Origin of the sequence: Desulfosporosinus acidiphilus SJ4 (assembly GCF_000255115.2) — a bacterium.
Taxonomy (GTDB): Bacteria; Bacillota; Desulfitobacteriia; order Desulfitobacteriales; family Desulfitobacteriaceae; genus Desulfosporosinus; species Desulfosporosinus acidiphilus.
In genome coordinates, this window is record NC_018068.1 from 538,074 (window position 1) to 557,182 (window position 19,109).

Below are 19,109 nucleotides of genomic sequence, written 5' to 3' on the forward strand. Positions count from 1 at the left end.
AATTTCGATATAAATTGACAAACATAATCTATAAGCCTTGTTTTCTCTGAGATAAACAATTATTCCGGCGCGAAAGCAGGAAATGATAACACAAAGGTAGAAATTCTCACACATGAATTTTTTCAGACTATTATATCTTAGATTTAAGAAACCCGGTCATAATTTTATGGGTGAGAGTGGCGAGGTAAAGTAAATGGAAAATCTAACAATGCTTACAGATCTATACCAGTTAACCATGATGCAAGGGTATTATGTCAACGGCTGCCGCGATAAGGAAGCTGTATTTGATGTGTTTTTCCGTTCGCTGCCCTTTGAAGGAGGGTATGCGTTAGCCGCCGGACTTGAACAGGTTGTGGATTTCATCGAAAATCTAAAGTTCCGTGAAGAGGACATAGCCTATCTTAAGGGGCTTCATATTTTTCAGAATGATTTTTTGGAAGAACTGCGTAATTTTAAATTTACCGGTGATGTTGATGCCGTTCAGGAAGGTACCCCTATTTTTCCCTATGAGCCCATCATAAGAGTTAAGGGACGTATTTTTGAAGCACAACTTTTAGAAACGGCCATTTTAAATTTAATTAATTTTGAAACTCTCATTGCCACAAAGGCTTCGAGAGTAGTGTCTGCTGCTGGCAAGGGACCCGTGATGGAATTTGGCCTGCGCAGAGCTCAGGGCCCGGATGCAGGAGTTTTAGGAGCACGCGCTGCCTTTATCGGAGGGTGCCAATCAACATCGAACGTTTTAGCCGGAGAACGCTATGCCATCCCAGTATCGGGTACTCAGGCCCATAGCTGGATTCAATGTTTCTCTTCTGAATTAGAGGCATTTCGCGCCTATGCTCGAACCTTTCCGGATAATTGTTTATTGTTGGTAGATACCTACAGTGCCCTTGATTCGGGTGTCCCTAATGCCATTAAAGTAGGATTGGAGCTCGAAGCCGAAGGTCATCATTTTCAAGGGATACGGATTGACAGCGGAGATTTGACGTATTTGTCTAAAGAAGCCCGCCGGATGCTAGATGAAGCAGGTTTAACCCAGGCAATTATTGTCGGCTCCAATGATTTAGATGAAGAAACTATTTTTTCCATCCGTGCCCAGGGAGCCGCTATTGATGCCTGGGGAGTGGGGACTCATCTGATAACCTCTAAGGACAGCCCTTCCTTAGGCGGTGTGTATAAACTAGCTGCCGAGGGAGAGAACGGGGTCTTTCATCCTCGACTGAAGGTATCGGAAAATATCTCGAAGATCACAAATCCTGGAATTAAAAAGATTGTGCGTTTTTATGACCGGGCAGGGAAAGCGATGGCCGATGTGATTGCTTTAGAGGATGAGGTCTTCAGCGATCGCAAATCGCTGACGATTTTTGACCCGATACAGACTTGGAAACGAAAGACCCTGGCGAATTTTCGGACGAGAGAGCTTTTACAGCCGATCTTCAGAAAGGGAAAAAGGGTTTACGATTTGCCTTCCTTGTTAGAAATACAGCAATATTCACGACAGGAATTAGATTCTTTTTGGGATGAGGTCAAACGCTTAGCGAACCCGCATAGATATATCGTTGATTTATCATCAAAGCTGTATGATTTAAAGCAACAATTGCTTTTGAAGATTCATAATGAAATAAAGTTAAATGAGAATCAGGAGGTAGAATAAATGTGGACTGAGAAGGAACTAGCCAGTCGGATTAATACAGCGGTAGAATGGCTGAGAAGCAACGTTGCCGAGGCTAATGCAAAAGGAGTAGTCGTTGGAATCTCAGGCGGTGTGGATTCAGCAGTGGTAACCGGTCTTTGTGTCCGTGCCTTTCCGGAGAACTGCATCGGAGTGATTATGCCCAGTCACTCGAACCCGGAAGACCGGGAAGATGCCCTCTGGATTGCCGAGGGTTTTGAGCTTAGACCTTTGGAAATTGACCTAAGTGAGGCGCATACTTTAATTTTTAACCAAGTTAAACAGGGGTTACCTATGTCATCACAAGGCAGTCAAATGGTCGGTGAAGCAATGAGTCAGGGCAATTTAAAGGCCCGTTTACGTATGTCAACACTCTATGCTGTAGCTAATGCCATGAATTATCTGGTGGTGGGGACAGACAACGCTCCGGAAAGCTATACCGGATATTTTACTAAGTACGGGGACGGAGGAGTTGACCTTTTGCCCATAAGCTCTCTGACTAAGACCGAGGTACGAGCTTGGGCATGGATGTTGGGATTACCGCAAAAAATAGCCATGCGTGTTCCTACTGCCGGCCTCTGGCCCGGGCAGACGGATGAAGCGGAAATGGGTCTGACGTATGATTTGATCGATCGCTATTTACTTGGGGAAGAAGTTCCCGCAGAAGCTAAAGAACGGATCGAAAAGCTGCACCATCAAAGCGAACATAAACGAAATCTTCCTCCCAGCCTTGAACTTCCCAAACTTGAAAGGTTAGATTGACGTGCGGATTGGAGTTGACATCGACGGTGTTGTTTCTGATAGTTACCCTTATTGGATGCAGGAATTAAATCGATTTTTCGGCAAAGACATAAAGATTATTACGGATTATGATATTCACAAAGTGTTTGATGTTCCTAGATCCGATATGAACGATTTTTTTGTTGGTAATTCGGAACGATTGCTGTATATGCCAAACATTGTCCCGGGAGCAAAAGAAGGAATCGAAACTCTGGTCAAAGAAGGTCATGAGATTATTTATGTGACTGCTCGAACATCGGAAGAAAAAGATGTCACGGTTCGCTGGCTGGCAAAGAGTGAGATTCCTCATGAGCACGTTCTATTTTCAGGATTTAATAGTAAAGTAAACCTAGTCAAGGAATGGGATATCGACGTTTTTATTGAAGACTATCATGTGAATGCAGAGGAAATTGCAGCAATCGGAGTTCCGGTTTTTCTGTTGACAACCAGTTATAATCAAAACTGTGAAGTGCTTCCCAAAGGAATCAAGCGATGCCGGAATTGGGAAGATATTGTGGAAGGAATCCGGCAATTAAACAGCTAGTTCTGATATAGAGCAACCTAATTAGAATCAGATTATTAATCGAACTCCCTGCCTTTGCAAAGGCATTATAAATCAAGAAAGATTATCCGTTTTTTGGGGAGAGATAGGTAAATAAAAAGTAGAGCAGATAACGATTGAATGCGCTTTCGTTTCTGCTCTACTTTTATATCCTTAGCAAAATTAACGTTTTTGTAAACCTTCGATTAAATTCCGTAAGAAGAGTTAATAGGTACGAAGACAGTGCCTTCGTCCTCTAGCATAAGTCGACTAAAGATGTCGCTGTCGCCAAAGGATGCAAGAAGGGTTAATTCGTGCGAAGATGTGTTTTTGAGCACCCACCAAGTTTTTTTTTATTAGGGGGTACTTTGAAATGATGACTTTGCACTTCTGTGACCTATTTGGTTCGAATTTAACTGACGATATCTAAACCAACTTTGTAGATATCTCCAGCCCCTAAGGTTAGAACGAGATCCTCCGGAGCCAGTGTTTGATTAAGATATACTTTAATATCGTCCAACGTTCCAATATAGCGTGCTTGAATTCCCTGTTCCTTAATTAACTCAGCCAGAGTAAGGGCGGAGATAGTTTCGTGTCCTTGCTCGCGTGCCGAAGCAAAAATATCGGCAATGACGACTTCGTCAGCGCTCTGAAAGGCCAGTGAGAATTCCTGGAGGAGTTTTTCTGTGCGGCTAAAGGTATGGGGTTGAAAAACGGCACGGATTCGGCGATCCGGGAAGGACAAGCGGGCGCCTTCTAGAGTCGTGCGGATTTCCGTTGGATGATGAGCATAGTCATCAACGATAAGGGCTCCGTTGGTATTGCTGCCAAGATGCTCAAAGCGGCGTTTTGTCCCATTAAATTGGCTTAGGCTGCTGAGAATTTCCTGAATGGGGATGCCAATTTCGTGGCAGACTGCAATTGTAGCCAAAGCATTGAGAATATTATGCCGACCTGCCACATGAAGATCCAAATTTCCCACATATTGCCCTTTAAGCATGATTTTCATTGAACTTTGTTCATCGCGAAAGAGGATTTCCGTTGCGCGAACATCAGCAGATTCTGAGAGACCAAAGGTTGTAATGGGTGCAGTACTGCGAATAGCCTGACAATTCGGGTCCTCAGCCCATATGTAAATGTGACCATGGTCAGGAACTTTCAGAGCAAGTTCAGCAAAAGCAGAAATGACGTCGTCAAGATCCTGAAAATAATCGGGGTGATCAAATTCTATATTCGTGATGACAAGATGCTCCGGGGAATAGTAAAGAAAGTGACGACGGTATTCACAGGATTCCGCCACAAAGTATTCACCCGTTCCGGAATGAGCATTCCCGCCAATGCTGGGAACATCGCTGCCGACAACAATTGTCGGATCAAAACCGGCGTTGAGCATGACAAGTCCCATCATAGCAGTGGTTGTGGTCTTGCCGTGAGTTCCTGAGATGGAGATCCCTCGTTTTTTAGAAAGCAACCGCCCAAGATATTGAGGGTAGCTTAAGACTGGTATATTTAATTCCAACGCACGGGCAATCTCCGGATGTTGGTTTGTATAAGCGGCTGAAGCAACAACTAAGTCAGCTTTTTCTACATTACTGGGTGAAAAACTCAGAACAGGAATCTTAGCACGCTTCAGAACACTATCTGTGAAAAAACTCTCTTCTACATCTGAGCCTGAGATGGTAGCACCTTCGATTTGAGCGCTAATTTGAGCCAAAGCACTCATACCTGTGCCCTTTATGCCAACAAAATGAATATGCAATCCCAAAACATATCGTCCCTTCTATGTATAACTCTATCTCTATCTCTCATTATACCCAAACTTATACAAAAAGGTATCATAAATATTCAAGGAAAATATTTCTAGCTTCTTTTAGGCGGAGGCTTTCGTTCATACCCTGAAACCATAGCCTGGAGATGGCTGAGATTCTCTGTAATGCTAAGATATATGTGCAGTGAGATCGTCGCCAAGAAGTAAATGGTGATGGAAAATTTTATCCACCTTAGCCGTTGAAAACCACCGACTAATCTCCATACCCAAATGAGATGCTCTCCATGCCAATAGGAAGATAAGCCGAGAAGGCTGGCAATCAGGAAAAGAGGGAGCCAGGAAAAGTAAATAAGACTTTGCCCGCTGTTATATTTGCGACTGAGAGGAGGAGCGGGACGCAGGAATAGGTAGTATGCTACAAGTTTAGGGAATACCTTGAAATCACGTAGTTTAGGAATGAGAGATTGGTCCTGCCGGAGAATTGCATCTGTACAACGCAGAGCCACAAATCCGAGGGCAAACCAACTTGATATTACATGAATTTCAAACATATCGCCATAGGAAACCGCAAGAAACTTGGCTGGTTTATGTAATTCTAAACCACTTAACAGGATTCCGGTCAGACTGACGGCAAATCCCCAATGAAAAATCCTTACCAATAAAGGCTGAAAAAGAATAATTTCTCCCTTGACCTTTCCCTTTTGCAGTTCTTTGAAAAAAGTTTTCCTCAATTTATTCTTATGTTTCATGTTTTTTTACCATGCCCCTGATCGTTGCCGTCCATTTCGTCGCTGCGCTAAAAAGTCCTTATTTAATTCCTAAAGTCCGAGTATGTTCGCCGTCAATTAAATGAACACTGCAGGAAAAACAGGGATCAAAAGAACGGATGACTCTGCCGGCCTCCTTAAGGTCCTCTGATTGGACCTTCAATCCCAGCAAGGATGATTCTCCTACGCTGCGAGTTCCTGACTCGTCTCTGGCACCAAAATTAAAGGCCGAGGGAGTAATGATCTGGTAGTGCTCTACCCGACCGTTTTTAACCTGAAGCCAATGGCCTAAAAAGCCACGCATAGCTTCGTGGAGACCTACACTGCTTCCTGAGTTTTGTTTGATTTTGCAGTTGAGGGTTTCTGCCCCCGGTTCGAGGCGATTCAGCCACACCAGCGTTGCCAGAGCGATCTTCTTGATTTCGAGGGACCGTGCCCATATTCTTGCCAGAGCTCCATGCCCTATGACCTTTTCTTTATTGATAATCGCTCGCGCTAAAGGGCCGACTTCGACCGGCTGACCACGATAACGGGGAGACTTCACCCATGTGTATCCTTTGTTCTGGCTATGATCGGGAATTGTATCTTCTACTGAAGGGTGAAGTGGTCCATGAGGCTTATACCAGGCGTGGGTTACATCTTCGGTAATATATTTCTCATAAAAGCTTTGCCTTTCATCCAGAATAAGGACTCCTTGGGGAAACAGCGTACCCCCCTCGGGATTTGGAAATCCCCCCACAGAGATATAATTTCCATTTCCTGCGCCGATATCTACATAGTCCGGGTACCGCTTTATAATTAAGTCGACATCCGGGAGGAGTGTATCGTCCAGAAAGCTTAAGATTTCTATAATATACCCTCGATAGCGGTTGACCTTGTCGGCGTCAACTTCCATACTGGCCCCTCCCGGTACAATTCCGTGACCATGGGGAGCCTTTCCGCCAAATACTGCAAAGGCGGCGTGAGCGGCCCGAGAAATTTCCAAGGCTTTAAAATAATGCTCGCTGAGAAGGGTATTTTCTTGTTTGGAAAGACGCAGGTCGGATTCCGAATGGGGAATAAACGGAGCAAGATCCGGACCGCGAAAATAATCCGGCAATGCATATAAATATAGGTGACGAATATGATTCTGAATCATATCACTGGCAAAGATTAGATTGCGGATTAAAATACCATTAGGAGGAACCTCCATTCCCAAGGCTTTCTCCACGGCCAAGGCAGCTGTAATGGCATGAGCGGAAGAACAGATACCACAAATGCGTTGAGTGTAATAAGGCATATCCATGGGGGAGCGGCCAATCAGAATTTGTTCAAATCCTCTGTAGAGGGTATCGGAAATAAAGGCATCTTTGATTTCTCCATTGTCTAACCATGCCTCTAACAACATCGGATTGTGAATGCGAGTTACAGGGAAAATGACCTTTTTATTCAGTACCGGTCACTCCTTAATTAAGATTTTTTGACACGATAGCGATGAAAAGTTTTTGCTTTTTTGAGGGTAAATCGATGTTTCCCCCGCACAGTGGACTTCAGCATATTTCTTTGTATTCTTCCCGTATAAAGAGAAGCCGAAACATGACCAACTATCGCTGCAGTAGTTAAGCCTAATACTCCCAGGCCAACAGAATCGGTTGTGACCTTTGTTCCGCCGGGCAGGGAAATATCAGGCAGGTGAGCGGTAAATGGGGACATTAGATCAGGATAGCCCGGCTCCGTACAGCCGATACAAGGAGTATTGCAGCCAATGGGCCAATTATAGCGATCATTCCAGCGCCGAATCGGACAATCGGCATAGGTAACCGGTCCTTTACACCCCACCCGATAAAGGCATTCTTTCTGACCAATTTCTGTGGCAAAAATTCCTTGGTCATAAAAGTATCTCCGCGGACATCGATTATGAATAGTTTCGCCGTAAAACATCTTTGGCCTTCCGTACTTTTCTAGCTCCGGCTCACCATAAAGAGCTAGGTGAAGTAAGGTACCCATAATCCAATCCGGGTGAGCAGGGCAGCCCGAGACATTAATGACTCTTCGCTCAGGAAGGATATTTTGTACTCCCGTTGCCCGAGTTGGATTGGGATAACCGGAAACCGGCCCCCCGTAAGCAGCACAACTTCCTATAGCGACGACATATTTGGCTTTTAGGCCAAAGCGGCGTACCAGGTCTATTCCGGTGGTGAGTTTGCCCTGCTCGTAGGCAACATGGTCGTAATGTCCGGCGTCGCTGCGAATCATAGCTCCCTGGACAAGAAGGACGTATTCGTAAGGCATTTTGGTATACGTATCTTGAAGAACTTGGTAAACGGCATCCCCTTGAGCTTGATTCATGCTCCAATCGTAGCGCCAATCAAGGATGTTGGAAAGAATATCGGAAAAAGTCGGGGTCCAGATATTATCAAAGGAGATGCTGTCTCCTGTACAAGTACCTGTTTCAATCATTACTACCGGAAGCTTTTTAACGTCACCTGCCGTAACTGCTTGAGCCAGGGGAGGGGTAATAAGTTTATAAAAGTTACCCAGAATAGCTCCCTTGACGATTAGTTTTATAAACTCACGACGATCCAGCATGACATACCCCCCTGAGAGGGTATTATTTCCAAAAAGGAAATGCTTACACGTACAATACTATGAAAATTAAATTGTCAATCTATCATATCATCCATCTATTCCAATAGTTATTATTTAGTCAAGTTGTTACAGCAACAGTGGGGATGATCCTTATTCAACCGATAAAGCACCTTCTGCTACAACGGAAATTAGGTTTTCTGTAGTTAAATAGACTAGGGGAATTGGGAGAATTAGGGGATTAGGAGAATCACTAAAAAATATTTATATAGCCTTAACAAACGAATCGACTTGTGTTATACTGTCTAAGTCGCAATGAGTTGCTCAATTTTGGGAAAAATGAGTTGCTCTTGATGAGAATGAAATTAACTCAACATTTTTATGCCGATGTGGCTCAGAGGTAGAGCAGCTCACTCGTAATGAGCAGGTCGTCGGTTCGATTCCGACCATCGGCTCCACTGGAAAGGTAGACCCCGCAAGAGATTGCGGGGTTTTTTCTTTAGGCTTTTTTGCGCAAATAAGAGTCGAGTACTGCAACCCGGTTCTCAGCTAAATTTTTAGGTTCAGCATTGGCCTTTCCCATATTATAAGAGGATGGGAAGCTAATTACAAATTTGTATGAATTTGTTGTGAAATAATAATGAATTTTAGATGTTTTAGTGTTTTAAATTTAGATAAAATTCCAGTTTTTTGAGACTTTTTTATAAGTAATTCATAACTTAGTCATAATTAACAGTTATACTATGGTTGTCAATGGGAACCTTTGGTAATATACGTTAACTGAAAGGATTAACACTATGAAACGTTTCTCAACTCAGCCAGGAGAGGATTCATTTATAATACGGAAGTTAATCCGACAAAACTTGGTCTATCTCTTAGTTATTCTCCTTTTGCTAATTATCTTTGGAATATCGCTATACTTTGGGACGAGGCAGGTCTATGAAGAGGAAGAGCAGTGGAGAAGTCAAAAAACTATGGCCGAAGTTGCTTCAGGCAAAACGAATATCAGCGAATATTTTTTGGATTTTCGGAGAGACTTAGACTTTATTTTGTCATTACCAAATGTGAAATCTTACTTTAATGAGAACTTCAATCCTTCAAAACGAAGTGGGGCAGAGAAACTACTCTCGAGTTTTTCGGATAGCAAAAAATTATATCAAATGACCGTCACAAATCTGTCGGGTGCTGAGACGTTAAAAGTGGAAGGATCAACGAAACGAAAATCCACTTGGTCCGATGGTATGAGCAATGAAGAACTACATAGGAAACTTTTCGAAAAAGCGATTACCTTGAACAAAGGGCAGGAAACACTTTCTCCAATCTATTATGGGACGGTAAAAGAAGGGGCAAACACCACAAAACGGGTATTAATGACACTTGCTATGCCTATCTACGATGATCGTTCTGTGAAAGGTGTCTTGTTCATCGATATCGATTTAATGAACGTATTTGAGGTTTTACCTAACACGCAGTTGTTTCTGCAAACGGATTATGGTGCTGACATTTTCCTCGATCAGAAGACTGGATTGCTTAACGTTCAAAGACTAGGTTATGATTTAACAGGTAACAAGGGTTGGTATCCAGTGACTGATTTGGAAATGATCCATTATTCTTGGGTAAAAGTCTTTTCTGACCAACCATTTATTATTGCCGAATATCATCAATTACCTTTGTTAAAGGTAACTTTAGGTAAATTCATTTACCTGTTCGGAGCTATATGTGTGGTTTTTCTCAGTTTAATCATATTGAGTATCTTCACCACTTTTTCAGTGGTGAAAAAGACGATTAACACACAAAAGGCTATCGTCTTTTCACTTGCAACCCTGGCGGAGGGGCGTGATTCAGAGACAGGGAAACATTTAGAACGATCCAGGGATTACGCCATGATCATAGCTCGACAATTAAGTACCACCAAAAGGTATAACAAGGTTATTACTCATGACTTTTTAGATAATCTTTATTACGCGGCAGCATTGCATGATATTGGTAAAGTAGCGGTTCCCGATGCTGTTTTATTAAAAGAGGGTAAATTGACGGACGCAGAGTATCAGGAAATGAAAAAACACGTACGAACAGGCCAAAATCTTCTTAGAGAGACAATTGAAAAATATCATTTGACAGAGTCATTCATTGAAATGGGTATGAACATCTGCGCCTATCACCATGAGAAATTTAATGGAAGAGGGTACCCGGAGGGACTCGCGGGTGAGGAGATACCCTTGGAAGCTAGAATTTTTGCCCTCTGTGATGCGTATGACGCAATTCGATCGAAGAGATCTTATAAGAAAGGACTCTCTCATCAAGAAGCTGTCGAAAGAATTGTCGCCGATAAAAATCAGCATTTTGACCCGGAAGTCGTAGAAGCCTTTCTGCAATGTGAAGAGAAACTTTTGGCGATTACTTAAGAGGGAGAGAGGACGTATGAGAAAATTAGGGTTGTTAATTGCTATGATCTTGACCGGAATATTTTATTCGATAATACTTTTGTATTTTATGGATAAGCCTCTATTTAATAATCTGTTTTTGCATTGCCTAATAATGGGGATTTTGTATGGACTAACAAATTTCATTATCTTTCTCATTTATGACAAACAACTTGATAAAATTAAAAGGCTTAACTATCAATTAAAGTCTAGCCTTCTCATGGATAATATGACAGGACTTCTTAACCGTAGGGCATTTGACCAAGATATAAATAAAGTAATAAATTATGGGGTTTACTCTCTTATATTTCTCGATATTGATAATTTCAGGGATTTCAACAATCACTTTGGTCATGCTATTGGGGATATGGTACTCAAAAAGGTAGGAAAAACAATTAAAACTTGTGTTCGTGCTACGGATCGAGTTTATCGATATGGTGGGGAGGAAATAGTCCTATTTTTATCAGATTGTGAAAAGGCGAACGCTATCAAAATGGCTGAAAAAATTAGATCTAAAATATGCCAACTGGATAATGGTGAGTTTCCTCAGGTAACCGTATCTTTGGGTGTTTCAAGTTATCCGGACGATGGAAGATCTATTCATGAGGTTATTGCCGTTTCGGATAAAGCTCTACTAAAAGCTAAACTAAGCGGAAAGAATTGCACGATATCCAGTTAATGGTGATGAACACTTTTTTGATGCTGATTTCTTGAAGATGGCAGCGAACCGATACAAAAATTAGGGCTTAGAAGTTACAGCTAAACTCATTAGTTGAGTTATCCATCTGTTTACGAACTGCTGCCGACCAATACAAACTAGGCTCACCGGTAAGTCGTAATAATCTAAGACCAGGAGATCTTGTGTTTTTTCAATTATTTACATACGCATTGCCATTGATCACGTAAAGAGGCAGATATTAACGAGCTCTTCGTGACAAGAGAGGAGGGTTCCGGAACTCGCAAAGCCATAGAGATTGTGCTTAGGGAGAGAGGGCTAGATCCTAATTAATTAAATCTTTCCCTTAGAGAACTACAATACAACAAGTGCTTTGGGTAAATTGGTTTGGATTATGGTTGGGATGTAGCGAAGCTTATAATTTCGTTACATCCCTTTCTTCATGGGAAATTCACAACTTTTTCATGAGATAGTCGTATCCAAAAGCTACACTAAGAACATAGAAAGCAGTTAAATAAATTCAAATAAAAATAAGGGGGAATTACAATGAAAAAATTAACTAAGAAAATTACAGCAATCGTAGGAACTGCAACATTGGCGGTAGGGCTTATGGCTTTACCGGCTTTGGCGGGAACGACTCAGGGACAGGAAAATGGCTGGTTTGGTCAAATGCAAAATTTCATGCAGCAAACCTTTACCCCAGCCCAACACCAGGCATTAATGAACTCATCAGCAATGCAAAATCTCCATAATTCAGCCGCAATGCAAAAAGCTATGCAAACAGGAGACGTTAAGTCAATGCAAGATCTCATGAATTCAGACCCAGCCGTAAAGACTCAAATAGGACAAGATAACCTTAACAAAATGAATCAATTCATGAGCCAATTTCAAGGGAATATGATGAGTGGAAGTCGTGCTGCGAGTTCGGGTAATACAATGATGAACGGAATTGGGGGGGCCTATACCGGAAGTACCATGATGAATTTCTGATTAAAGCGATTATATGATGATGGGTTAAAGTATTTGAATGCTACAAAAAGGGGCCGTTGCAAAACGAACTAAAATAGTTCGCAAGCAACGGCCCTTTTTCTTACTAAAAATAGAAAACTGCGGGTCCCAAAGAACTCGCAGTTAGCGTATAATTTAAGTTATGCTAAAAACCAAATTACACACTAAGAATTATAACGAATTAGGTGGACACTATCAATTAGCTTTGCCATTTAATTTTAACGTGTTAATACCAGAGGATGACTCCGTTCGACTACTAAGCCACATTTTGGAGGGATTAAATTACGAAGCGTTGTATAAGGCCTACTCTTCCACTGGAAGAAAACCGGTAGTCGAACCCAAAATCCTGTTTAAAGTATTGACCTATGCCTATATGAATAACATTTACTCCAGCCGAAAAATTGAAGTCGCCTGTAAAAGAGACATTAACTTCATGTGGTTATTGGCAGGATGCAAAGCACCTGACCACAGCACCATTGCTCGATTCCGAAAAGACTATCTGAAGGAAGCCATAGAAGACCTCTTTTTCCAAATGGTAAAGCATTTACATGAGCTTGGTGAAGTAGAGTTTAAGAACCTCTTTGTCGATGGAACAAAAATTGAAGCCAGTGCTAACCGTTATACCTTTGTCTGGAAAAAAGTCGTTAACAAAAATGAGGCAAAGATGTTCTTGAAAATTCAGTCTTGTCTTGAGGAGATCAATTTGACCTATTTAAAGGACTTCAACGTAACCAAAGAGACGTTACTTAAGGATCTTAAGACTGCTATCTCTTACCTAGAAGAAAAATGTCAGCAAGAGCAGATTGAATTTGTTCACGGTATTGGAAAACGGAAATCAAAGCTGCAGAAATTTATAGAAAGCCTGAAGGAATTCTATACCCGGCAAGAAAAGTACAATGCACATCACCAATTCTTCGAAGGAAGAAATAGCTACTCTAAGACCGATCCTGATGCAACGTTCATGCATATGAAAGATGATCATATGCGCAATGCTCAGTTAAAGCCGGCTTACAATGTCCAGATTGGCGTGGAAAGCGAATATGTAACAGGGGTTGGGATCTTCCAGGATCGTAACGACATAGCCACATTAATTCCTTTTTTAAATATGCTTGAATCAAAACTACAGGCGCATTATGAGAATGTTACCGCAGACTCTGGTTATGAGAGCGAAGAGAACTATCTTTATCTCGAAGGAAAACATCAGACCTGCTACATAAAGCCACAGACCTATGAACAATGGAAAAAGAAGAGCTTCAAAAAAGATATTAGTAAGCGAGAAAACATGGCTTACAATGCGGAAATCGATGAATACACGTGTCATAATGGAAAACAACTCAAACCCGTTGGAATCACTCATCGAACATCAGCAACCGGTTACCAGTCCGAAATAACAGTCTATGAATGTGAAGACTGCAGTGACTGTCCGTGTAAAAGTCGCTGTACAAAAGCTAAAGGCAATCGACGAATGCAAGTATCCAAAACGTTTGTGGCCAAACGCCAGATCTCGTATAGAAACATCACAACCAAAGAAGGAATACTGCTAAGAGTAAATCGGTCCATACAGGTTGAAGGAGCCTTTGGGGTCCTCAAAAATGACTATAACTTCAACCGCTTTCTAACACGAGGCAAAAACAGTGTGAAAACTGAATTTATGCTGCTGTGTTTTGGGTATAACGTGAATAAACTTCACTCTAAAATACAAAATGAACGAATTGGGAAACCCCTTCATCCACTAAAAACCGCATAAAAAGGAGAGAAAAACGGCCTAATCCTGAAGGCTTATTTTGTTATACTCAAATTTAAGAAGAAAGTAGAGATTAAGCATTTCAATCAAACCAATAAATATCTTTCAAGGGAAAAAGAAAAAGGGAGCATCGCTTGCTACTTTAGAAAAGTAGTTTTGCGACACCTCCTTTTCCAAAGGTTATTACATAGTTCAATCACAATTTACAAACATGGCTACTTTCTTGATTCAATCAATAAACCTTCCTCGATTATTTCTGTTATTCTTGTAATTACATCTATGCCTCAAGCAATCTCTGCCGTGTTACCTCCTTCCGAACAACAGCAACAACAGCTACCACAAGATCATAATCTTCATCACCATTAATAATATTATATAGGGGATCTTCAACGTTGCTCATTACTTAGTTTATAGCTGTACCCAATCAAGCGCCTTTTCACGTTTGTGTGAAAGGCGCTTGGTTCTGATATTATCGCATCATACCTTGTGTTCCTGAGCCACTTTGACTACTAGATCCACCTTGCATGGGCATTTGGGTTGAAGGCATTTTTTCGCCAGACATGGGAGTACCCATTGAACTTGGTTCTTCTTGACGAGTCCCGCTTTGAGGAGCTATTGTCATACTTTCCTGAGGAAAAAGAGAATGTAATGTAGTATTAGCTTCGCTCAACATATGGTTGGTGTCATTGGGGTTGGTGCTGCTTGTATTAGCTACTAGTCCCTTATCCATTAAGCGCTTATACACCAGATAATTATTGACGCTCATGCCAAGGTCTTGGGCTGTTTTTTGAGTCGCTTCATCGGTCTGGCTTACCATCAGATCAGCAGAGATGTTTTTATCAAGCATATGACGACGAATTGAGTCTCGCAGTTTCGCTTGATCAATAACATCTTCTTGACGATTATCTAAGGATATAATGCTTGCCATAACCAGGTTTTTGCTTCCTTTTAAGGTTTCTTGAGAATTCGCTTGATCGATTAAAAGGTCAACCGATGTATAGATATCCTTTCCTTGAAGCTGAATCTCAGAAGTTAAGGGTTTAGATCCTTGAGTTAAATCAATCACCCTAAGTACTTTGGCATCACGATTAACGAATAGTTCCTTACTATTATTAATATCCATCACAACAGCAGCCACTGCAGTATTTGCGTTTGAGACTATGTTAAATACACCAAGGCCCAAGGCGAGAAGCAGAATGGCAGCCATAGAAGCCAATTTAAGGAGTCTTTGGTTTGAAATGTTACGTTCTGACAAATCTATTTCAATAACGTGTCCGAGAAGGGGTGGGGTGATCGGAGTTCTGATTTCCAAATAGTCACCACGTTCTGTGTAAAGGATCGTTTTCTTTTTAGTGGTGTTCATAACAATGCCTTTGACCTTTTCCATTACGCTAACCCCTTTCTTGACGTTATTGGATCCGTTTGTGCAAAACTTTTTAACGACATAAAATCGGGATCGGATAAGATTAAAACCGTAGCAATAATATATTTTCTCCCTCTCTCTAGCACTTTGCGTTTTATCCCGGTCAGGAGTTCTAACTCTTTGAGAGGCAAACATTTATTCTTAGTTAGGTATTGCAATAAATCGTCCCGATCACTAAGCTCTTGAGCAACTTTATAGAGAGTCGCTTTACTATCACGATGCTTAGGAGAGACTTTAACTAAATCTTCTAAGGTTATTCCATATTCGGCTAGGGCCAACACATAACTTTTAACGGTTTCCACAAAATCATAGTTTTGTTCTGTTTCTTGATACATTTCCATGGATACTTCTGAATCGTAATTCTTAAAGTCGTTACTGTCTGATTCTGAAGGAGAAAGCGAGAGGAGTTGATATTTTGACTCTTTGCGGAAGTGATCAATTAATCGTCGCGTCATAACTGTTTTAGAAAACCCATAAAACGAGGCACCTTCACCAGGCTCATATTTATCGATTGCTTCATTAAAGGCAACTAAGGCGATGCTCAGTTCATCGTCAACTCCCCAGGTAAGATAGCGCTTACATAGATTGGAGCTTATTTTCATAATAAATGGTTTATGATTTTTTATGAATTCTTCTCTAAGTAACTCATCTCCGCTTTTGGCTAGTTGTAAAGTCTTTTGAATTGATAATTCTTGCAATTTCAACCCCTCCGCCTAGAAGAAAGTTCGTATAAAGATCAGAAATTTGAGGGGGTACTTGAAGAAAATATTCCTAAAAGATGATTCATAGCTACCCCCCGATAACCGAGTAAGCTGTCGAATACTATGGTGTCAACAGGAGGTGAGAGTTCACACCAAAATCAAAATTGGGTTCAGAAACATTTTGTTTCAAAATATATTTGATCTAGAAAGGATTGAACAGCATTATGAAAAAGAGAATATTCGTCGCAACATTATCTATGGCTTCAATCATTGGAGTGGCGGGGATTGTGAATGCAGCAACCATGGGGAGCCCTAGTAGCACGTCATCTCATCCTTCCAATGCGTCTTCTTATACGAACCCTAATAATGTCACGGGTATGGGTCCAATGCCAAGAACAAATGCACAGTCTGATCAAACACAACAGGCTCAAACAACTCAGACTCCGTCTTCTCAGTCATATCAGGCTGCAAATCAGATAACTATGCCTCATATGAATGCCTCTGTGGCTAGCTCGGGGCAGAACATACCCATAAATAATCAAATGCAAACAATGCCGATGAGTACCTCAATGAATGGACAAACGGGTAATCCACAAAGTATGCAAGGAATGGGTGGAACCCCCCGGTTCAATCCAATGAATTCTTCGAGCGTTGTACAGCCATCAAGCCTAAATTCTAGGGTTAACACAATGGGGGCAATGGGAAGAATGGGTCGGTAAAATAGTTTTTCCAAAGAATGTTTCTAAAATTCATGGAAGTCATAACTCCTTCAAGGCTTATTTGAATTTGTTTTGATGCAATTCAAATAAGCCAATGTATACAGATAATAGTAAGGCCATAGAGAAAAAACTAACCTAGCAAGGTTAAACTCTATGGCTTACTTACTCTTATATAGTTATCCATGGTTACAATTAATCAATCTTTCTAGGGAGTTGTAAAATAAACTCAGCTTCTTGTCCAACATTGCTTTTTACAGCAATTGTCCCATGGTGGAGGTCTGTAATTTGTTTTACTAAAGCAAGGCCAATTCCTGTTCCTCCGGTGCTGCGAGACGACGGCTTGTGAAGAAACTGAGGATAATCCCGAACACAAGTGCCAGACCTCCAGCGAATAGTAACGAGTACAAGACCGAGGACTGAAAGAGGATATCTTGTGGATTGAGGATCGGTCCAGGGTACTGAACGTTGGCAGTAGCTAAAATTCCTTGAGGCCCCGACACCGTTAACGTTTTTGTTTTCCAATTAGTGATTGAAGAGGACATACTCATACTCATCCCCATGCTCATGCCGCCTTGACCGTGCATCATGTCGCCCATCATGTTACTAAACGAAGCAATCTGTTTGCCGTTTGGATCGGTTAGAGTGACTGCTGTTCCAACCGGGAGAGACTGGCTAATTTCATCGAATGACACAGAATCCCAAGTTCCCTTGCTTTGATAGAGGGCGCTTAGACGAGTGGGTAATTGTTCAATAGCTGTTTCACTCGTTTTGGCTAAATAATTGCTGAACTGTTGGTGGAAGACGAGATTAACGGCTAGTATGCAGAAAGTTAAGGTAATCAGTGTAATAATAAGTGTGGATAGAAATAACTTTTTACGCATCTTATCCTCCAGCGCTTGGATTGAATTTATAGCCTATGCCGTAAACCGTCATGACGATTTGTGGATCGCTTGGTTTGGCCTCAATTTTCTGGCGGATTTTTTTAATATGAGCATCAATGACACGGTCATCACCCTCAAAGTCATGTCCTTGGACGATTTCCACCAGTTGGCCGCGAGAGTACACTCGTCCCGGGTGCTTGGCGAGAGCGCCTAAGATTTTAAATTCAGTGGGTGTTAATAAGACATCTTGATCATGAAGTCGAATTTCATGCTGAATGTTATCAATGGTAAGGCCATTGTCATACGTGATTACGTCTGCCAAGGGTGATGTTTCGGTGTTCGCGCGGCGAAGGACTGCCCGAACCCGGGCAACAACTTCACGAGGACTAAAAGGTTTTGTAATGTAATCATCGGCACCAATCCTGAGTCCCTGGATGCGGTCTTCCTCTTCGACTCTGGCCGTGAGCATAATAATCGGAACGGAGGATAGTTTCCGGATTTCACGACATATTTCTGTCCCAGACATTCCGGGAAGCATCAAATCGAGGATAATAAGGTCATAGGAATTTTCCTTAAACATGGTTAGAGCGATTATGCCATTTATAGCCGTGCTGACTTGAAATCCTTCCTGTTGAAGGTAGGCTTTAAGCACTGACGTAATTTTCTTCTCATCATCAACGATTAAAATTCTCATTAAAGCATAAACTCCTTCGGCACAAATCAAAATTTAGTACAAGGTAATTATAACAAAGAAATGAAACGTAATTCTGCCATTGTGAAGTTATATTACCCTTTAACTTGGCTGATCATGGTTTTAAGTTGTTCGGAGTAAGGGCTATTAGGATCTTGGTTTAAGACGGTTTGCCACATGCGAATGGCTGACGAATTGTCCTTCTTAATTTGATACAGATAAATACCGTAATTAAACAAAGCAGGAGAAAAGTTTGGGTTGATGGTCAAGACCTTTTGGTAACTTTTTTCCGCTAAGTCCTGCTGCCCGCTATAGAAAGCAGCCGTCGCCATATCGGTCATGACATTGATATCTTGTTTGCTCTTAAGAACGTTTTGATAATTCTTGACTGCCAGAGTAAATTCATCTTTTGCTTCATTTGGGGCATTTTTCTGGTCTGCGGTTCCCAAATCATAGTAGGAATTTCCTAAATCCTCCTGCAGCCCAATATCATTAGGGCTTGCTTTTAATTGTTGGATTAAAGTATTGACTCGGTTCTTGGTATTGAGATAGACACTATTGTTAGACGTTGAAGACGATGAAATCGAGGAACTGCCAGCGTTATTCGAATTATAAAAGTATCCAAAAGCTCCTGCTCCAATTAAACAAACGGCAAGTAATATAAAAATAACAATGGTTTTGAATTTTTGATTTACGTTTCCCTGCATGCTGCATTCTCCTTCCTAAATTCTTGAAGGTACCCTATATTTT

At 41.4% G+C, this 19,109-nt stretch carries 19 protein-coding genes and 1 tRNA gene; 9 read left to right on the plus strand and 11 right to left on the minus strand.

The window, feature by feature from the left end; all coding sequences use genetic code 11:
- Window positions 1–193: 193 nt before the first annotated feature.
- The 3 genes from DESACI_RS02635 to DESACI_RS02645 are packed head-to-tail and all read left to right on the plus strand — an operon-like array spanning window position 194 to window position 2,996.
- On the plus strand, window positions 194–1,654 hold the full coding sequence (locus DESACI_RS02635) for a nicotinate phosphoribosyltransferase (RefSeq protein ID WP_014825618.1): 1,461 nt from the start codon (window positions 194–196) through the stop codon (window positions 1,652–1,654).
- Window positions 1,655–2,434, plus strand: coding sequence for an NAD(+) synthase (gene nadE, locus DESACI_RS02640; protein WP_014825619.1), 780 nt, complete (start codon window positions 1,655–1,657; stop codon window positions 2,432–2,434).
- A 1-nt stretch (window position 2,435) separates the two neighbouring features.
- A complete protein-coding gene (locus DESACI_RS02645) occupies window positions 2,436–2,996 on the plus strand; it encodes a 5' nucleotidase, NT5C type (protein ID WP_014825620.1) in 561 nt (186 codons plus the stop codon).
- Between the two features lie 409 nt (window positions 2,997–3,405).
- Here the strand turns inward: DESACI_RS02645 and murC are convergent, their stop codons facing one another.
- From murC to DESACI_RS02665, 4 genes are all read right to left on the minus strand, one after another.
- On the minus strand, window positions 3,406–4,758 hold the full coding sequence (gene murC / locus DESACI_RS02650) for a UDP-N-acetylmuramate--L-alanine ligase (RefSeq protein ID WP_014825621.1): 1,353 nt from the start codon (window positions 4,756–4,758) through the stop codon (window positions 3,406–3,408).
- Window positions 4,759–4,853: 95 nt separating this feature from the next.
- Window positions 4,854–5,510 carry a cytochrome b/b6 domain-containing protein gene (locus DESACI_RS02655; protein ID WP_014825622.1) on the minus strand — a complete coding sequence of 219 codons (657 nt, stop codon included), beginning with the start codon at window positions 5,508–5,510 and terminating at the stop codon, window positions 4,854–4,856.
- Window positions 5,511–5,568: 58 nt separating this feature from the next.
- A complete protein-coding gene (locus tag DESACI_RS02660; protein WP_049804025.1) occupies window positions 5,569–6,915 on the minus strand; it encodes a nickel-dependent hydrogenase large subunit in 1,347 nt (448 codons plus the stop codon).
- A 62-nt stretch (window positions 6,916–6,977) separates the two neighbouring features.
- Window positions 6,978–8,096 (minus strand): hydrogenase small subunit, encoded by a 1,119-nt coding sequence (locus DESACI_RS02665; RefSeq protein WP_014825624.1) that lies wholly within the window; start codon window positions 8,094–8,096, stop codon window positions 6,978–6,980.
- A gap of 380 nt (window positions 8,097–8,476) precedes the next feature.
- Here DESACI_RS02665 and DESACI_RS02670 point away from each other — a divergent pair.
- The 5 genes from DESACI_RS02670 to DESACI_RS02690 all read left to right on the plus strand — a co-directional run bounded on the left by DESACI_RS02670 (window position 8,477) and on the right by DESACI_RS02690 (window position 13,947).
- A tRNA-Thr gene (locus DESACI_RS02670) sits at window positions 8,477–8,551 on the plus strand.
- 339 nt (window positions 8,552–8,890) lie between these two features.
- The gene (locus tag DESACI_RS22940; protein WP_014825625.1) at window positions 8,891–10,498 is read left to right on the plus strand and encodes an HD domain-containing phosphohydrolase; all 1,608 of its coding nucleotides are present in this window, start codon (window positions 8,891–8,893) and stop codon (window positions 10,496–10,498) included.
- A gap of 16 nt (window positions 10,499–10,514) precedes the next feature.
- The gene (locus DESACI_RS02680; protein ID WP_014825626.1) at window positions 10,515–11,195 is read left to right on the plus strand and encodes a GGDEF domain-containing protein; all 681 of its coding nucleotides are present in this window, start codon (window positions 10,515–10,517) and stop codon (window positions 11,193–11,195) included.
- Window positions 11,196–11,738: 543 nt separating this feature from the next.
- Window positions 11,739–12,182 carry a hypothetical protein gene (locus tag DESACI_RS02685; protein ID WP_014825627.1) on the plus strand — a complete coding sequence of 148 codons (444 nt, stop codon included), beginning with the start codon at window positions 11,739–11,741 and terminating at the stop codon, window positions 12,180–12,182.
- Window positions 12,183–12,342: 160 nt separating this feature from the next.
- Window positions 12,343–13,947: an IS1182 family transposase gene (locus DESACI_RS02690; protein WP_014825273.1), complete on the plus strand. Its 1,605-nt coding sequence runs from the start codon at window positions 12,343–12,345 to the stop codon at window positions 13,945–13,947.
- A 274-nt stretch (window positions 13,948–14,221) separates the two neighbouring features.
- On the opposite strand, the gene DESACI_RS25350 is transcribed toward DESACI_RS02690, so the two are convergent.
- The 3 genes from DESACI_RS25350 to sigI all read right to left on the minus strand — a co-directional run bounded on the left by DESACI_RS25350 (window position 14,222) and on the right by sigI (window position 16,065).
- Entirely contained in the window at window positions 14,222–14,344 is a 123-nt protein-coding gene (locus tag DESACI_RS25350; protein ID WP_282434152.1) for a hypothetical protein, read from the minus strand.
- Between the two features lie 69 nt (window positions 14,345–14,413).
- Window positions 14,414–15,331 carry an anti-sigma-I factor RsgI family protein gene (locus DESACI_RS02695; RefSeq protein WP_014825628.1) on the minus strand — a complete coding sequence of 306 codons (918 nt, stop codon included), beginning with the start codon at window positions 15,329–15,331 and terminating at the stop codon, window positions 14,414–14,416.
- Window positions 15,331–16,065: an RNA polymerase sigma-I factor gene (sigI, locus tag DESACI_RS02700; protein WP_014825629.1), complete on the minus strand. Its 735-nt coding sequence runs from the start codon at window positions 16,063–16,065 to the stop codon at window positions 15,331–15,333. The genes DESACI_RS02695 and sigI overlap by 1 nt, the downstream gene beginning before the upstream one ends.
- A 227-nt stretch (window positions 16,066–16,292) precedes the next feature.
- Between sigI and DESACI_RS02705 the strand changes: the two genes are divergently transcribed.
- Complete coding sequence (locus DESACI_RS02705; RefSeq protein WP_014825630.1) at window positions 16,293–16,787, plus strand: hypothetical protein; 495 nt, start codon at window positions 16,293–16,295, stop codon at window positions 16,785–16,787.
- A 192-nt stretch (window positions 16,788–16,979) separates the two neighbouring features.
- On the opposite strand, the gene DESACI_RS25630 is transcribed toward DESACI_RS02705, so the two are convergent.
- From DESACI_RS25630 to DESACI_RS02720, 4 genes are all read right to left on the minus strand, one after another.
- Window positions 16,980–17,096 (minus strand): ATP-binding protein, encoded by a 117-nt coding sequence (locus DESACI_RS25630; protein WP_345788489.1) that lies wholly within the window; start codon window positions 17,094–17,096, stop codon window positions 16,980–16,982.
- Window positions 17,081–17,668 (minus strand): hypothetical protein, encoded by a 588-nt coding sequence (locus DESACI_RS25035; RefSeq protein ID WP_014825631.1) that lies wholly within the window; start codon window positions 17,666–17,668, stop codon window positions 17,081–17,083. The genes DESACI_RS25630 and DESACI_RS25035 overlap by 16 nt, the downstream gene beginning before the upstream one ends.
- 1 nt (window position 17,669) lies before the next feature.
- Entirely contained in the window at window positions 17,670–18,362 is a 693-nt protein-coding gene (locus DESACI_RS02715; protein ID WP_014825632.1) for a response regulator transcription factor, read from the minus strand.
- Window positions 18,363–18,454: 92 nt separating this feature from the next.
- Entirely contained in the window at window positions 18,455–19,066 is a 612-nt protein-coding gene (locus DESACI_RS02720) for a tetratricopeptide repeat protein (RefSeq protein WP_014825633.1), read from the minus strand.
- Window positions 19,067–19,109 lie beyond the last annotated feature (43 nt).

What these genes read in the sequence shown, in the direction of transcription:
- DESACI_RS02635 (WP_014825618.1), top strand. Translation starts at nt 194, where the DNA reads ATGGAAAATCTAACAATGCTTACAGATCTATACCAGTTAACCATGATG.
- nadE (WP_014825619.1), top strand. Translation starts at nt 1,655, where the DNA reads ATGTGGACTGAGAAGGAACTAGCCAGTCGGATTAATACAGCGGTAGAA.
- DESACI_RS02655 (WP_014825622.1), bottom strand. Translation starts at nt 5,510, where the DNA reads ATGAAACATAAGAATAAATTGAGGAAAACTTTTTTCAAAGAACTGCAA.
- DESACI_RS02660 (WP_049804025.1), bottom strand. Translation starts at nt 6,915, where the DNA reads ATGTTGTTAGAGGCATGGTTAGACAATGGAGAAATCAAAGATGCCTTT.
- DESACI_RS02665 (WP_014825624.1), bottom strand. Translation starts at nt 8,096, where the DNA reads ATGCTGGATCGTCGTGAGTTTATAAAACTAATCGTCAAGGGAGCTATT.
- DESACI_RS22940 (WP_014825625.1), top strand. Translation starts at nt 8,891, where the DNA reads ATGAAACGTTTCTCAACTCAGCCAGGAGAGGATTCATTTATAATACGG.
- DESACI_RS02680 (WP_014825626.1), top strand. Translation starts at nt 10,515, where the DNA reads ATGAGAAAATTAGGGTTGTTAATTGCTATGATCTTGACCGGAATATTT.
- DESACI_RS02685 (WP_014825627.1), top strand. Translation starts at nt 11,739, where the DNA reads ATGAAAAAATTAACTAAGAAAATTACAGCAATCGTAGGAACTGCAACA.
- DESACI_RS02690 (WP_014825273.1), top strand. Translation starts at nt 12,343, where the DNA reads ATGCTAAAAACCAAATTACACACTAAGAATTATAACGAATTAGGTGGA.
- DESACI_RS25350 (WP_282434152.1), bottom strand. Translation starts at nt 14,344, where the DNA reads ATGAGCAACGTTGAAGATCCCCTATATAATATTATTAATGGTGATGAA.
- DESACI_RS02695 (WP_014825628.1), bottom strand. Translation starts at nt 15,331, where the DNA reads ATGGAAAAGGTCAAAGGCATTGTTATGAACACCACTAAAAAGAAAACG.
- DESACI_RS02705 (WP_014825630.1), top strand. Translation starts at nt 16,293, where the DNA reads ATGAAAAAGAGAATATTCGTCGCAACATTATCTATGGCTTCAATCATT.
- DESACI_RS25035 (WP_014825631.1), bottom strand. Translation starts at nt 17,668, where the DNA reads ATGCGTAAAAAGTTATTTCTATCCACACTTATTATTACACTGATTACC.
- DESACI_RS02715 (WP_014825632.1), bottom strand. Translation starts at nt 18,362, where the DNA reads ATGAGAATTTTAATCGTTGATGATGAGAAGAAAATTACGTCAGTGCTT.
- DESACI_RS02720 (WP_014825633.1), bottom strand. Translation starts at nt 19,066, where the DNA reads ATGCAGGGAAACGTAAATCAAAAATTCAAAACCATTGTTATTTTTATA.